At 72.0% G+C, this 15,550-nt stretch carries 10 protein-coding genes; 7 read left to right on the forward strand and 3 right to left on the reverse strand.

Features of this window, described 5'->3' with window-relative positions; translation table 11 throughout:
- Positions 1–2 precede the first annotated feature (2 nt).
- Positions 3–1,037 carry an alanine racemase gene (locus tag ACIQI7_RS07595; protein WP_401106072.1) on the forward strand — a complete coding sequence of 345 codons (1,035 nt, stop codon included), beginning with the start codon at positions 3–5 and terminating at the stop codon, positions 1,035–1,037.
- 25 nt (positions 1,038–1,062) lie between these two features.
- Here the strand turns inward: ACIQI7_RS07595 and ACIQI7_RS07600 are convergent, their stop codons facing one another.
- Both ACIQI7_RS07600 and ACIQI7_RS07605 read right to left on the reverse strand, forming a co-directional pair.
- On the reverse strand, positions 1,063–2,640 hold the full coding sequence (locus ACIQI7_RS07600) for a glycosyltransferase family 87 protein (RefSeq protein ID WP_401106074.1): 1,578 nt from the start codon (positions 2,638–2,640) through the stop codon (positions 1,063–1,065).
- 279 nt (positions 2,641–2,919) lie between these two features.
- Positions 2,920–5,394 (reverse strand): transglycosylase domain-containing protein, encoded by a 2,475-nt coding sequence (locus ACIQI7_RS07605; protein WP_401106075.1) that lies wholly within the window; start codon positions 5,392–5,394, stop codon positions 2,920–2,922.
- Positions 5,395–5,912: 518 nt separating this feature from the next.
- Between ACIQI7_RS07605 and ACIQI7_RS07610 the strand changes: the two genes are divergently transcribed.
- The 5 genes from ACIQI7_RS07610 to ACIQI7_RS07630 all read left to right on the forward strand — a co-directional run bounded on the left by ACIQI7_RS07610 (position 5,913) and on the right by ACIQI7_RS07630 (position 11,107).
- Positions 5,913–6,614 carry a PadR family transcriptional regulator gene (locus ACIQI7_RS07610; RefSeq protein ID WP_401106077.1) on the forward strand — a complete coding sequence of 234 codons (702 nt, stop codon included), beginning with the start codon at positions 5,913–5,915 and terminating at the stop codon, positions 6,612–6,614.
- 126 nt (positions 6,615–6,740) lie between these two features.
- Positions 6,741–7,823 carry an inositol-3-phosphate synthase gene (locus ACIQI7_RS07615; protein ID WP_387751973.1) on the forward strand — a complete coding sequence of 361 codons (1,083 nt, stop codon included), beginning with the start codon at positions 6,741–6,743 and terminating at the stop codon, positions 7,821–7,823.
- 182 nt (positions 7,824–8,005) lie between these two features.
- A complete protein-coding gene (locus ACIQI7_RS07620; protein ID WP_401106886.1) occupies positions 8,006–9,265 on the forward strand; it encodes an MFS transporter in 1,260 nt (419 codons plus the stop codon).
- Positions 9,266–9,374: 109 nt separating this feature from the next.
- Positions 9,375–10,055 (forward strand): hypothetical protein, encoded by a 681-nt coding sequence (locus ACIQI7_RS07625; protein WP_401106078.1) that lies wholly within the window; start codon positions 9,375–9,377, stop codon positions 10,053–10,055.
- 32 nt (positions 10,056–10,087) lie between these two features.
- The gene (locus ACIQI7_RS07630) at positions 10,088–11,107 is read left to right on the forward strand and encodes a hypothetical protein (RefSeq protein WP_401106080.1); all 1,020 of its coding nucleotides are present in this window, start codon (positions 10,088–10,090) and stop codon (positions 11,105–11,107) included.
- A gap of 89 nt (positions 11,108–11,196) precedes the next feature.
- Here the strand turns inward: ACIQI7_RS07630 and ACIQI7_RS07635 are convergent, their stop codons facing one another.
- Entirely contained in the window at positions 11,197–12,621 is a 1,425-nt protein-coding gene (locus ACIQI7_RS07635) for a CCA tRNA nucleotidyltransferase (RefSeq protein WP_401106889.1), read from the reverse strand.
- 355 nt (positions 12,622–12,976) lie between these two features.
- Between ACIQI7_RS07635 and ACIQI7_RS07640 the strand changes: the two genes are divergently transcribed.
- On the forward strand, positions 12,977–15,514 hold the full coding sequence (locus ACIQI7_RS07640) for a DUF6049 family protein (RefSeq protein WP_401106082.1): 2,538 nt from the start codon (positions 12,977–12,979) through the stop codon (positions 15,512–15,514).
- Positions 15,515–15,550 lie beyond the last annotated feature (36 nt).

The raw sequence follows: 15,550 nt of genomic DNA on the forward strand, positions 1-15,550 counted from the left end.
CGATGACGCTGTCGCTCTACCTCGACACCGAACGCTGGCGCACCCACCAGCGCTCCGTCCTCGCCGAGTTCCCCGGCCTGGTGCCGGTCGCCAAGGGGAACGGCTACGGCCTGGGCAACCACCGGCTGGCCGAGGAGGCGACGCTGCTGGGCACCGGGGTGCTCGCCGTCGGTACCGCGTACGAGGCGGCCGACGCCGCCGAGTGGTACGGCGGCGAACTGCTGGTGCTCACCCCCTACCGGGTCGGCGAGGAGGTGCTCCCGCTGCCGCACGCCCGGGTGATCCGGACGGTGGCCGGCGTGGACGCGCTGCGCGCGCTGCACGGCACCCGGGTGGTGCTGGAGTGCATGACCACCATGCGCCGGCACGGCGTGAGCGCGGCGGACCTGCGCACCGCCGCCGCCGAGCTGGAGGGCGTCAGCTTCGAGGGCCTGGCGCTGCACCTGCCGATGGACCGGCCGGACGGCTCCAGCCCGGTCGAGGAGGTCGCGTACTGGGTGGACACCGCCCAGGCCGCCGGCATCCCGGTGCACACCGTGTTCGTCAGCCACCTCGGCGCGGCCGGCATGGACCAGCTGGCCCAGCGCTACCCGCGGACGGTCTTCCGGGCCCGGATCGGCACCCGGCTCTGGCTGGGCGACCACGCCGCGCTGGAGGTCCGGGCCACCGTCCTGGACGTCACCCCGCTGCAGAAGGGCGACCGCTACGGCTACCGCCAGCACCCGGCGCCCTCCGACGGCCACATCCTGGTGGTCGCCGGCGGCACCGCGCACGGCATCGGCCTGGAGGCGCCCAAGTACGTGGCGAGCATGGGGGCGCGGGCCAAGGGCATCGCCCGGGCCGGCCTGGCGACCGTCAACAAGACCAAGTCGCCGTTCCACTGGGCCGGCAAGCAGCTGTGGTTCGCCGAGCCGCCGCACATGCAGGTCTCGCTGCTGTTCCTGGACGGGGAGACCAAGCCCCCGACGATCGGCGATGAGCTCGGTCTCCAGGTCCGGCACACCACCACGCACTTCGACCGCGTGGTGGACCGCTGAGCGTTCCGGCGCTCGGCTCGCGGCCCTACGGCTTCTCGGCCGGCTCCGGCAGACCGGGCTCGTCCAGCCACTGCTCGGGGCCGGCCGGCGCGTACGCGGCGTAGCTCTCCTCCTCGCGCAGCCGACGGGCCGTGCCCAGCACGAACACGTCCGGGGCGTGGTCCAGCACCCCGCCGGAGGGGTCGTCGCTGCCGTCCCAGCGGACCGGGTCGCGGTCGGGGTGGAGGACGTCCCGGACCACCAGGGCGACCAGGTAGAGCGTGCCCAGCAGGTGCAGCCCGATCGCGAAGTGGTACCAGCCCTCGCCGAGCCCGTGCTGCTTGGAGCCGGTGACCAGGCCCAGGTGGGACCAGATGCCCAGGGTGTAGAGCACCTCGCAGGCCTGCCAGATCAGGAAGTCCCGCCAGCGCGGCCGGGCCAGCACCGCGAGCGGCAGCAGCCAGAGCGCGTACTGGGGCGAGTACACCTTGTTGACCAGCACGAACAGCGCGACCACCAGGAAGGCCAGCTGGGCGAGGCGGGGCCGGCGCGGGGCCGAGAGGCCGAGCCACGCCACGGCCAGGCAGCCCAGCACCATCAGCACGCCGATGTAGACGTCGAGGTCGGCCAGCCCGGCGCCGCGGCGCTGCATCAGGATCAGCCAGAACGAGCCGTAGTCCTCGCCGCGGTGCTTGCTGAACACGTAGAAGGTCGACCAGCCCCGCCAGTTGGCCAGCATGATCGGCAGGTTGACCAGCAGCCACGAGCCGACCGCGCCGCCCAGCACCACCCGGAAGTCGCGCCACCTGCCGGCCCGCCAGCAGAGCACCAGCAGCGGGCCGATCAGCAGGAGCGGATAGAGCTTGGCCGCGGTGGCCAGGCCGATGAACACACCGGCCCAGCCGGGCCGGGCGCCGGACCACCAGGCCATCGCCACGGCGGCCAGGGCGACCGCGAGCAGGTCCCAGTTGACGGTGCCGTTGAGCAGCAGGACGGGGGCGAGCGCGAACAGCAGCGCGTCCCACGGGCGGCGCCGATGGGTGCGCGAGAGCGCCACCACGGCGACCACCGCGCAGGCCATCAGCATCCCGGCGTTGATCGCCCAGAACCACTGCTCCTGGCTCTGCTGGTCCCCGCCGCCGGGCGTCAGCCAGGCCGCGACCTGCATGAACAGGCCGGTCAGCACCGGGTACTCCAGGTACTGGAGGTCCCCCGAGGAGCCCGGGATGCGGTCCACGTACGGGTGCAGCCCGGCCGCGAAGCCGCGTCCGGAGAACAGGTGCGGGACGTCGCTGTAACAGGCGTGGACGTACTGCGGCGAGCCCGGCTGGAACCAGGCCTGCTCGTAGCAGGGCAGCTTCTGCACCATGCCGAGCACCGACACCACGATCACCGCGAGCGCCAGGAAGCGCGCCGGGATCCACCAGGAGACGCCGAGCAGCGCCCGGCGGCCCGGGGGCCCGCCGATCACCTCGCTGCCGGCCGCCGCCACCGGGTCCTCGTCGGCCGGGACGACCACGGTGTTGGCCGGCGGCGCGGCCGTGGCGACGGCTGCCGGGAGGGGCCCTGCGGCGGCGCCGGCCTCGACCGGGCCGACGGTTTCGTCACGATCGCTCGACGTCATGCCGGACATCCTGCCGCACCGATCCCGCCGGGACGAGGAGGACCCCGCAACGGTCCGTGCCCCCGCACGGCGGCCGGGCTCGCCGATCACGGCGAAACGGCCGCCCCGGAGCGGCCGTGACGGGGCCGGGGCGCGCCGGCCGGGAACGGCGGCGGCGTTCCCCGGACCGGAACGGCGGTGGCGGCCCTCCTGGCACGAAAACGGCGGTGGCGGCCCTCCGAAGAGGACCGCCACCGCCGTTCCGGGTTCCGCCGTGCCGCGGGCTCGCGGGCTCGCGGACTACGGCGTGGTCGACCCGCCCTGCAGACCACCGGTGCTGGTCGGCGACGGCTTGCCGCCACCGCCGCCCGGCTTGCCGCCACCGCCGGGCGACGCGCTGTCCGTCGGCCCCGGCGGCTGTGTCGGGCAGCCGAACACCGGCAGGCAGCTGTTGGTCGGGCGCGGGTTCTTGGTCGGCGTGCTGGTCGGCTGGTCGCCGGGGCAGTCCACGCCGGGCACGCAGGTCTGGGTGGGCTGCGGCTGCACCGGCGGCTGCGGCGCCTGCGACTGGGTCTGCGCCGGGGCCGTCGGGGTGTCGGTCGCCGTCGGGACCGCGGTCGGGCTGGCCGTGGACGGCGCGCCGGAGGAGTCCACCTCGGTGCCGACCGGCTGCGGGGTCGGGAAGTCCATCTTCTTCTCGTTGGCCAGCGCGGCCTTCATGTACCGGGTGAAGACGTCGGTCGGGATGTCACCACCGTGGATGGACTCCTTGCCGCCGGTGCCGTTGAGCGACTGCCGCTCGTGCTTGGTGGGGTCCTCGCGCCACATCGCGACGCTGGTCACCAGCTGCGGGGTGTAGCCGACCCACCAGGCCGACTTGTTCTGGTCGGTGGTACCGGTCTTGCCGGCCACCGGGCGGCCCAGGTCCTTCGTCTTCTTGCCGGTACCGTTCACCGCCACGTTCACCAGCACGTCGGTGACGTTGTCGGCGACGGCCGGCTCCAGCGCGACCTTGGCCTCCTTCTTGCCGAAGCCCGGGCGCTCCACGCCGCTCACCTCGACCTTGGTGACCGAGTACGGCTCGGCCTCCTTGCCGCTGGCCGCCAGGGTGCCGTAGGCGGTGGCCATCCGGATCGGGCTGATGGTGGAGGTGCCGAGCGGGAAGGTCGCCGTCTTCGGGTCGGCGAGGCTCTCCTTCTTGATGCCCATCTGCACCGCGATGTCGGCCACGTTCTGGCCGCCGACGTCCTGGTTGAGCTGGACGAAGGGCACGTTGTACGAGTACTGCATGGACTGCCGCAGCGAGACGTAGCCGCGCTTGCCGGAGTCCTCGTTCTTCTGCCGGTACGGCTTGCCGTCGTCGCCGATCACCAGCGAGCCGTCCGGCTTGCGGATCTCGGACATGTCGTCGGCCAGGTAGCGGCTGTCGGCGTTGATGCGCTTCGGCTTGCCCTTGTCGTCCTTCGCGGTCTGCACGCCGACCTGCATCGCGGTCGCCAGCACGAAGGGCTTGAAGGTCGAGCCGACCTGGACGCCGGTGGCGTCGGCGTTGTTGTCGAAGTGGCCGTTCTCCACGCCGTCGCCGCCGTAGAGGGCGACGATGGCGCCGTCGCCGGGGCGGATGCTGGCGGAGCCGAACTGGATGTTGGTGTCGTTGTCCGGCCGCTTCTGCGGGTTGAGGTTCTCCGCCTTGACGTCGTCGACGGCCTTCTTCAGGGCGTCGACCTTGTCCTTCTCGAAGGTGGTGAAGATCTTCAGGCCGCCCCGGTCGATCATCTGCTGGGTGATCGTCTTGTCGGTGGCCATCACGTACTTGTTGGCGGTGTCGACCAGGTAGCTGATCTCACCGTTCATGTTGGAGCTGGGCTTCTGCGGGACCGGGTCCGGGAAGGCGGTGCACTTGGCGCGCTCGTCCGGGGTGATGGCCTTGGTGTCCACCATCTGGTCCAGGATCCAGTTCCACCGGCCCAGGGCCCGTTCCCTGTTGTTCGGGTTGGTGGGGTCGTAGTACGTCGCGCCCTTGAGCAGGCCGGCCAGCATGGCGCTCTGGCAGACGTTCAGGTCCTTGGCGTCCACCCCGTAGTACGCCTGGGCGGCCGCCTGGGCACCGTTCGCACCGCGGCCGAACCAGCTGGTGTTCAGGTAGCCCGTCAGGATCTCGTTCTTGTCCTTGTCCTGGTTGATCTTCAGCGTGATGAAGAACTCCTTCACCTTGCGGCTGAGGGTCTGCTCCTGGCTCAGGTAGGCGTTCTTCACGTACTGCTGGGTGATCGTCGAGGCGCCCTGGGTCTCACCGCCCTTCGCCATGTTGTAGACGGCGCGGAGCATGCCCTTGGGGTCGATGCCCTTGTCGGTGCGGAAGCTCTTGTTCTCCGCGGCGATGACGGCGTTCTGGAGGTTGGGACTGATGTCCTTGAGCTCGACGATCTGCCGGTTGGTCTGGCCCTTGCGGGTCATCTCCGTGTTGTCGGCCCAGTAGTAGATCGTGTTCTGGTTGTTCACCAGCTGGTTCAGCTCGGGGACCTCGGTGGTCTGGTACAGGTAGAACACCACGCCCACCAGGGAGCCGAAGACCAGCAGGAAGCCGCTCAGCCACTGCCGCCAGGACGGCAGCCAGCGCCGCACGCCGGTCTTGCCGAACCGCGGGTAGTCGATGAAGCGCTTCTTGCCGGGGCCGGCGGCCGCGGCGGCGGAGCCGGAGGCCGCGGCGGCACCGCGCCGACCGCCCCCCTTGCCCTTCTTCTGGGCGGCCTTGCGCATCTCCGCACGGGTCATCCGGGGCTGTTGTGCGGTCTCCCTGACCCCCGGCGGGCGGCGTCGGCCGACGCCTTCCGAGCGCAGCTCGTCGGGCCCCGGCCCGTCGCCCCGACGGCCGCCGCCTCCCGGGGGCTGCTGCCCCTCACCGCCCGGGTTGGGCGTCCTTCGCCGTCGCTCGCTCATCTTCCAGCCACTCCTCGCCAGGCGTTTCCAGCCTGAAGGCAGGGTTCACGTCCGATGCCCGCAAACCGCCCTGATCCCGGAGGTGGTCCTCGTGCACACGCGACAGCGTACGCAGCACGGAAACCCAACTAATCGGACATCAGTTGCCAATGCCCACAAAACGCCGACAGATCATTACACGCCCGTTGCCAACCCCACCCGCGCGTCGGCTTGTGATCACATTCACGCGTGCCCCCCTTGCCGGTTCCGGGGGCCGGGTTTACTGTTCTCGATATATCGAGCCGATACATCGAAGCGGAATACCGCCGGATGCAGCGGCCGGTCGGACACCGAGCGGGAGGAGGACGACGGCAGTGGGCAGACGCTCAGGAGTGCTGGAGTTCGCCGTCCTCGGACTGCTCCACGACGCCCCGATGCACGGATACGAGCTGCGCAAGCGGCTGAACATCCTGCTCGGGACGTTCCGGGCGCTCTCCTACGGGACGCTCTACCCCTGCCTGAAGAGCCTGGTCGCCCAGGGCTTCCTGGTCGAGGACAACCCGGACGTCGAGTACGTCCCGGCCACCGCGCTCAACGGCAAGCGGTCCAAGATCGTCTACCGGCTCTCCGCCGAGGGGAAGCAGCGCTTCGAGGAGCTGCTCGCCGACTCCGGCCCGGACGCCTGGGAGGACGAGCACTTCGGCGTGCACTTCGCCTTCTTCGGCCAGACCGACCGGGCCGTGCGGATGCGCGTCCTGGAGGGTCGCCGCAGCCGGCTGGAGGAACGGCTGGAGCGGATGCGCAACTCGCTGGCCCGCGCCCGCGAGCGGTTCGACGACTACACCGTCGAACTCCAGCGGCACGGACTGGAGTCGGTGGAGCGCGAGGTCCGCTGGCTCAACGAGCTGATCGAGACCGAGCGGTCCAACCGCACCGGGCGGACCGGCCCCGACGCCGGCGGCAGCACCGCCGCCGGCCCCCGCAAGACTTCGGACGGCCGTGGCCAGGAGACCGGGTCCCCCGACCCGTCCGGGCAACCGTACGACCGCCCGGGGCGCTCCGACCAGGAGCGCTGACACCGCGCCAGCCCTGTGCCGCGCGGAAGGACTGGGCGCCTCGCGCCCGCACATGCAGTCATCGAAGAAGCAGGACGAGTTCCGCCGACCCCGGCGGGCCTCATGAGATCACAGGGAGCAACCGGAATGGGTTCGGTTCGCGTAGCCATCGTGGGCGTGGGCAACTGCGCCGCGTCGCTGGTGCAGGGTGTCGAGTACTACAAGGACGCCGACCCGGCCGGCAAGGTCCCCGGCCTGATGCACGTCCAGTTCGGTGACTACCACGTCCGTGACGTGGAGTTCGTCGCCGCCTTCGACGTCGACGCCAAGAAGGTCGGCTTCGACCTGGCCGACGCCATCGGCAACAGCGAGAACAACACCATCAAGATCTGCGACGTGCCGCCGACCGGTGTGACCGTCCAGCGCGGCCACACCCTCGACGGCCTGGGCAAGTACTACCTGGAGACCATCGAGGAGTCGGACGACGCCCCGGTCGACGTCGTCCAGGTCCTCAAGGACCAGCAGGTCGACGTCCTGGTCTGCTACCTGCCCGTCGGTTCCGAGGACGCGGCCAAGTTCTACGCCCAGTGCGCCATCGACGCCAAGGTCGCCTTCGTGAACGCCCTGCCGGTGTTCATCGCGGGCACCAAGGAGTGGGCGGACAAGTTCACCGAGGCCGGCGTGCCGATCGTCGGTGACGACATCAAGTCCCAGGTCGGCGCGACCATCACGCACCGCGTGATGGCCAAGCTGTTCGAGGACCGCGGTGTCATCCTCGAGCGCACCATGCAGCTGAACGTCGGCGGCAACATGGACTTCAAGAACATGCTCGAGCGCGAGCGCCTGGAGTCCAAGAAGATCTCCAAGACCCAGGCCGTCACCTCGCAGATCCGCGACCGCGAGCTGGGCTCCAAGAACGTCCACATCGGCCCCTCGGACTACGTGGCCTGGCTGGACGACCGCAAGTGGGCCTACGTCCGCCTCGAGGGCAGGGCCTTCGGCGACGTCCCGCTGAACCTGGAGTACAAGCTGGAGGTCTGGGACTCCCCGAACTCCGCCGGTGTCATCATCGACGCCGTCCGTGCCGCGAAGATCGCCAAGGACCGCGGCATCGGCGGCCCGATCCTGTCGGCCTCCTCGTACTTCATGAAGTCCCCGCCGGTGCAGTACTTCGACGACGAGGCCCGCGAGAACGTCGAGAAGTTCATCCGCGGCGAGGTCGAGCGCTGAGCGGCTGACCGCTCGTAGTGCGTAGGAAGGGCCCACGGTCTGCGGATCGTGGGCCCTTCACGTTCCCGCAGCCAATGTTTCACGTGAAACGGCGGCCGGTTCCGTGGCACCCTGGGCGGGTGGCGATCACCGAGAACGGCAGCACCCACCAGTCCGCGCACCGCGCCACGGTCCTCGACCTGATGAAGGGCCGCGACTTCCGGCGGCTGCTGACCGCCCGGGTGCTCTCCCAGCTCTCGGACGGCGTCTTCCAGGTCTCGCTGGCCGCGTACGTGGTCTTCTCCCCCGAGAAGCAGTCCTCCCCCGCCGACATCGCGTCGGTGCTGGCCGTGATGCTGCTGCCGTTCTCGGTGATCGGCCCGTTCGCCGGTGTGCTGCTGGACCGCTGGCGCCGCCGCCAGGTGCTCTACTTCGGCAACCTGGCCCGGTTCGGGCTGGGCCTGGGCACCGGGGTGCTGCTGCTGGTGGAGGCGCCGACCTGGCTGTTCTTCGCCTCGGCCCTGCTGGTCACCGCGCTCAACCGGTTCATCCTGGCCGGCCTGTCCGCCGCCCTGCCCCGGGTGGTCGAGCAGGACCGGCTGGTCACCGCCAACGCCCTCTCCCCCACCCTCGGGACGGTCGCCGCCGCCTCGGGCGGGGGCATCGGCTTCCTGCTGCACCAGCTGATGGCCCCCGGACCGAGGGCCGACGCCGCCCTGGTCACGGTGGCCGCGCTGCTCTACCTGTCGGCCGCGCTGGCCGCCCGGCGGATGGACCGCGACCTGCTCGGCCCGGAGCAGCACGAGGACCGCCCCGGGATCGGCCAGGCGCTGGTCCGGGCCGCCCTGGAACTCGGCGCCGCGGTGCGCCACCTGGTCCGGGACTGCCGGCCGGCCGTGCACGCGCTGGCCGCCGTCACCGCGGCCCGGTTCTGCTACGGCGTGCTGATCGTGGTCGTGGTGATGCTCGCCCGGTACACCTTCAACGACCCGGCCGACAGCGCGGCCGGGCTGGTCACCCTCGGCCAGGCGGTCGGGCTGTCCGCCGCCGGGTTCTTCGTCGCCGCGGTGGTCAGTCCCTGGTGCACCCGCCGGCTCGGCCTGGCCGGGTGGATGACGGCCTGCCTGGTCGCCCCGGTGGTGTTCGTCCCGGCGCTGGGCCTGAGCTTCGCCCTGGTGCCCTGCCTGATCGCCGCCCTGCTGCTCGGGGTGGTCACCCAGGGCACCAAGATCTGCGCCGACACGGTGGTGCAGGAGTCGGTCGAGGACGAGTACCGCGGCCGGGTGTTCGCCATCTACGACGTGCTGTTCAACGTCGCCTTCGTGGCCGCCGCCCTGGTCACGGCACTGGTGCTGCCGCTGTCCGGCCGCTCGGTCGCGGTGGTGCTCGGGGTCGCCGGGGTGTACGCCCTGACGGCGGTCCTCTACCTGGGCGCCGCCCGCCGGAGCCCGCTCCCCCGGTGACCAGGCCGCCCGGGAGACCCCGGGGGCTCGGGGCTCAGGGCGTCCGAGCGACTCGCTAAGGTACTCGAACCTGTCGGAACGACAGAACTCTGCTTCGGGGGACGAACTGATGAGCACACCACCCAATCCGTACGGATCCGCCCCGATGGGCGCGCCCGCGGCACCGCCGTACGGGGCGCCCGTCCCGCCGCCGGCCGCGCCGTACGGCCCGCCGCCGGCCTACGGGCAGCCCGCGCCGCAGGCCCCGCCCGGCTACGGCCCGCCGCCCGGCTACGGACAGCAGCCGCCTGGCCCGCAGCCCTACGGGCAGCAGCCGTACGGACAGCAGGGCTACGGCCAGCCGGCCCCCGGGCCGTACGGGCAGCAGCCGCCGCCCGGGCCGTACGGCCAGCCGCAGCCGGCCCCGGCGATGCCGCCCGCGCCGGCCGCCAAGAAGCGCGGCCTGCGGTCCAAGCTGCGGATCGTCGGGGTGGTCGGCGGCTGCGTGGCACTGGCGGTCGGCTACTTCGTGGCCGGGCCGAGCGTCAGCAGCGCCAAGCCCGGCGACTGTGTGCGGGCGAGCGGCTCACGCGACATCGACATCGTCAAGTGCACTGACAGCAAGGCGAATTACCGGGTGCTCGCGAAGTTCGAGGGCACCACGGACACGACCCGCTGCAAGCAGACGCCGCAGACCACGAGCGTGGTCTCGGGCAAGAGCGGCCGCCGCTGGAACAAGAAGCGGTACGTGCTCTGCCTCGGCCCGCTGGCGCCCACCACCACCGGCGTCCCGCCGGTGAAGAAGTCCTGACCTCTTCCGCCTCTCCTTCCCGGGGGACCTCCTTGTCCGCTCCGCCTCCGCCCCAGATGCCGTACGGCCCTCCCCCGGGCGACGGCAACCCGTACGCCTCCGGCGGTTCCTACGGCGCTCCGCCCCCGCCGCCCCCCGGGTACGGCTACCCGAGCGCCCCGCCGCCCGCGCAGCCGTACGGCGCCCAGCCCGCACCCGGCGGCTACGGCTACGGGTACCCGCCGCCCCCGCCGGACGGCACCACCTGCCGGTTCTGCGGCGGGTACCCGGCGGTGGACGCCACCGTCCGCGGCCACCAGGGCATGATCGTCATGTACCGGATGCTGCGGATGACCGGCCCGTTCTGCCGCACCTGCGGCACGGCGACGGTGCGCGACATGTCGGCCCGGACGCTGGTCCAGGGCTGGTGGAGCCCGGTGTCCTGGCTGCTGACGCCCATCACCCTGCTGCTGAACCTCGGCCCGCACACCAGGTTCAAGCGGCTGGTGCCGCCCGTCCCGGGCAGCCACGGCCCGCAGCTCGACCCGGGCGTCCCGCTGACCAGCCGGCCGCACATCGCGATGCTGCTGGTGCCGGTCTCGCTGGCGGTCGCCCTGACCCTGGCCGCCACCGGGGTGCTCGGCCCGAAGAAGGACGACCCGGTCGCCGACCCGAAGCCTTCCCCCACCGTGCTGACCTTCTCGCCCACGCCGCTGCCGATGCCGACCTACACGCCGCCGGTCATCCCCTCGCCGACCATCACGCCGGCGCCGACGCTCACGCTCCCGCCGGTCACCATCCCGACCGACTCGGACACCAAGGTGGACTCGGCCGGCCCCGGCGACTGCCTGCGCAACGCGAACGGCACCAGTGAGACCACGGACACCAACCCGAAGATCACCGTGGTGCCCTGCACCGACGCCAAGGCGCAGTACAAGATCGTCTTCAAGTACCTCGCCACCTCCGACGAGAAGTCCTGCGAGAAGCAGCCGAAGTCGGACAGCTGGTACACCAGCAAGCACCCCAACTTCCCGGCACTGGACTACGTGCTCTGCCTCAAGCAGATCAAGTAGCCCGGGACGGACGAGGGGTGGCGCCGGCGCTCGGCCGGGGCCACCCCTCCGTCGTGTCCGGAGTCCTCTCCGCGGCTCCGGAGGCGGGCTCAGCCCTGCTGCCCGGCCCACCAGGCCCGCAGCGCCGCCACCGCCTCGTCGTGCTCCATCGGCCCGTGCTCCAGCCGGAGTTCGAGCATGTGCTTGTACGCCTTGCCGACCAGCGGGCCGGGCCTGAGGCCGAGCAGCTCCATGATCTGGTTGCCGTCCAGCGCCGGGCGGACGGCGTCCAGCTCCTCCTGCGCCTTCAGCTCGCCGATCCGGGCCTCCAGGCCGTCGTAGGTGCGGGAGAGCGCGGCCGCCTTCTTCTTGTTGCGGGTGGTGCAGTCCGAGCGGGTCAGCTTGTGCAGCCGCTCCAGCAGCGGCCCGGCGTCGGTGATGTAGCGGCGCACCGCGGAGTCGGTCCACTCGCCGCCGCCGTAGCCGTGGAAGCGCAGGTGCAGCTCGACCAGGCGCGAGACGTCCTCGGTGAGCTCCTTGGAGTACTTGAGCTCGCGCATCCGCTTGCGGGTCATCTTGGCGCCGACCACCTCGTGGTGGTGGAAGGAGACCCGGCCGTCCGGCTCGAAGCGGCGGGTGCGCGGCTTGCCGATGTCGTGCAGCAGCGCGGCCAGCCGCAGGGTGAGGTCCGGGCCGTCCTGCTCCAGGTCGATGGCCTGCTCCAGGACGGTCAGCGAGTGCTCGTAGACGTCCTTGTGCCGGTGGTGCTCGTCCCGCTCCAGCCGCAGCGCGGGCAGCTCGGGCAGCACGTACCCGCCCAGGCCGGTGTCGACCAGCAGTCGCAGGCCCTTCACCGGGTGCTTGGCCAGCAGCAGCTTGTTCAGCTCGGCCTGGATCCGCTCGGCGGACACGATGGTGATCCGCTCGGCCATCGCGGTCATCGCGGCGACCACCTCGGGCGCCGGGTCGAAGTCCAGCTGGGCGGCGAAGCGGGCGGCCCGCATCATCCGCAGCGGGTCGTCGGAGAAGGACTCCTCGGGGGTGGCGGGGGTGCGCAGCACCCGGGCCTCCAGGTCGTCCAGGCCGTGGTGCGGGTCGACGAAGCCGCGGCCGGGCAGGTCGACGGCCATCGCGTTGACCGTGAAGTCCCGGCGGACCAGGTCCTCCTCGATGGTGTCGCCGTAGCTGACCTCGGGCTTGCGCGAGGTGCGGTCGTACGCCTCGGAGCGGTAGGTGGTGATCTCGATCAGGAAGGAGCCCTCGGGGGTGTCCTTGCGGGCACCGACGGTGCCGAAGGCGATGCCGACGTCCCAGACCGCGTCTGCCCAGCCCTTGACCAGCTTGAGCACCTGCTGCGGGCGGGCGTCGGTGGTGAAGTCCAGGTCGTTGCCGAGCCGGCCGAGCAGCGCGTCCCGGACGGAGCCGCCGACCAGCGCGAGCCGGTGGCCGGCCGCCTGGAACCGACGGGCGATCTCGTCGGCGACCGGCGACACCCGCAGCAGCTCTTGGAGGCCGAGCGTCTGGGCCTCGCTCAGGCCTGGGACGACCTGGACGGCGGTGCTGGAACGGTCGGTGCGCGCGGTGGGCTCATTGGCAGTGGACACGGCTCACAAGGGTACGTGCCCCGACAGGTCAACCGCCCGCGCGTTCTGGGCGTCTCACCCCACAGCCCGCAACACTGCACCGCGGGCCGCATCGTTACCATGCCGGTGGACGGGTCTCGGCACCGGACAGGGGATGCGGTGCCGCGTGCCGCCGCCACCCGCGGAACTCCGGCGGCGGCGGTGCCGGACGAACAGTTCCACGAGGGTCAAGCGAAGAGCGTCGGGCGGACCGCGCCGGACGGACAGCATCAGCAGCGAACGATCGAGAACGGCGAGGGCGAAGCGAGTGAGCGAGCCGGCACGGCACTCGGGCCTGGGGGCGCACCGACAGCCTGAACGGGCCGAGCGCCCCGCCGGGGGGCGCCATCGGGCGCGCCGTGCGGGCCTGCGCCTGGCCGCCGCCTGCGCGGCGGCCCTGACCCTCCTCACCGCCGCCCCGGCCGGTGCGCTGCCCGCCGGCGGCAACGTCCGCCCGGCCGCCGACTCCTCCGGCACGGCCGAGTACCCGGTGGTGATGACCATCGACACGCTGAGCCCGCAGGTGGCCACCCCGAACGGCATCGTGACCATCACCGGGCAGGTCACCAACGCGGGCAAGTCGGCGGTCAAGGGCGCCCACGCGGCCGTCCGCAAGCCGTACAAGCCGCTGGACCGGCGCAACGACCTGGCCATCGTGGCCGAGCGCGGCACGCCGGACACCAAGGACGGCGTGGAGCTGGACAGCCCGCAGTACGCCCTGCCCGAGCTGAACCCGGGGCAGAGCCAGCCGTACACCCTGAGCGTCGCGGTCAGCGACCTCGGGCTCTCCGCCGGCGGCGCGTACGAGCTCGCGGTGGACGCCTGGGGCGGGACGGCCGACAACCCGCGCGACCGCGCCCTGGGCATCGCCCGGACCTTCCTCCCGTACAACCCGGGCGCCGAGGCGCAGCCGACGAAGGTCGCCACGGTCTGGCCGCTGGTGCACCCGCCGGTGCTGGCCGCCCAGACCGTCGCCGGCAGCGACAGCGACCAGCCGGTCCCGGTGCTGCGCGACGACAGCCTGGCCACCGAGTTCGCCCCGGGCGGCCGGCTGTACGAGCTGGTCGACACCGGCGCCAGGCTGAACGGCCTGACCTGGGTGGTCGACCCGGACCTGCTGGACGCCGCGCTGGCGATGACCAAGACCTACCGGGTGCAGAAGCCGGGCACCGAGGGGTCGGGCAAATCCGCCAAGGACGACAACACCGTCCAGGTCCAGGGCGGCTCGCCCGCCGCCGTCGCCTGGTTGGACAAGCTGCGGGCCGCCGTCGCCAAGCCGGGCAGCCAGGTGGTCGCGCTGCCGTACGCCGACCCGGACCTCGCCTCGATCGCACACAACGGCTCCGACCTGGCCGGGATGACCACCGCCCTGGGCAAGGCGGCCACCGCCGGCCGGCTGACCGTCGAGGGCCGGCTCGCCGTGGACACCCGCTCCGACGTCGCCTGGCCGTACCAGGGCCACGTGGACCAGCAGATCGCGGCCCTCGCCCAGCAGTCGGGCAGCGGGCTGGTGCTGGTCAACGGCGGGAGCATGCCGGAGTCGGACTCGCTCAACTACACCCCGACCGCGGTCCGCCCGATCGGCAACGGGCAGAGCGCCGTGGTGGCCGACGAGACCGTCTCCGCGCTCTTCTACCAGGACCTGAGCAGTCCCCAGGCGCAGACCCGGGCCACCCAGCGCTTCCTCGCCGAGACCTTCGCGATCACCCACGAGCAGCCGCAGAACCAGCGCGGGCTGCTGGTGCTGCCGCCGCGCGAGCTGAGCGCCGCCAACGCCAAGGCGCTGGCGAGCGCCCTGCAGACGGCGGACGGCAAGTGGATCTCCTCGGTCAAGCTGGACACGGTGGTGCAGTCCGCGGCCGACCCGAAGGCCAACACCGCCGTCCCGGCGCCCACCGACTACCCGACCCAGTCCCGCGCCTCGGAGCTGCCGGCGGCCGACCTGAGCCGCACCGACGACATCCAGCACGACCTGGACACCCTGATGCGGGTGCTCACCCTGCCGCAGCGGGTGCGCGGCCCGTTCAGCGCCGCGATGGTCCGCTCGCTGTCCACCGAGTGGCGCAGCCGGCCGCCGGCCGGGAGCGCCTACCGCGCCGGTGTCACGGGGTACCTGAAGGAACTGACCAACGCCGTCCAGGTGCCGAAGAAGAACAGGGTCACGCTGGCCGGCAACACCGGTCTGCTCCAGGTCAGCGTGCGCAACGACCTGACCCAGACGGTCACCAACCTGAAGCTGGTCCTCACCTCGGCCCAGCCGAACAGGCTGCGGGTGAGCAAGGAGGAGGAGCTGGTCCTCCCGGCCTCGCAGAGCGTGACGCTCCGCTTCAACGCCGAGGCGCACAACAACGGGCCGGTCGCGATGACCGCCCAGCTGTGGACCACCGGCCCCGACTCCAGGCCGTACGGCGAGCCGCAGAAGTTCCGGGTGGAGGTCACCTCGGTGACCAACGGCGTGCTGTACGTCTTCGCGGGCGCCGGACTCCTGCTGCTGCTGGCCGCGCTGCGCTTCGTGCGCCAGCGCAAGCGCCGCGGCGGGCAGCCGCACGAGGACGGCGACCAGCCGGTCGGCGACGGCCCGGCGGCGGGCGACGGCGGAGCGGCGGGGAGCGCTCCGCGGCCCACGGCGGACGGTGCCGAGGGGGGCGCCGCACAGGAGTCCGCCGCGGATCCCGCCGGGGCCCCGGCACCGGACGGGACCGGCAGGACGGACGACACCGCTGGTGACGGTCCTGCGCAGACACCGCGCGGCAGCAGCCCGGATGGCCGGGATCGGGCCGCCAGTGATGAGAAGGTTGGTCCTTGACACCGCCGACCCCCAGCACCGCCGGGCCGGTCTCCC

Source organism: Kitasatospora sp. NPDC092039 (genome assembly GCF_044756065.1).
Classification (GTDB): Bacteria; Actinomycetota; Actinomycetes; order Streptomycetales; family Streptomycetaceae; genus Kitasatospora.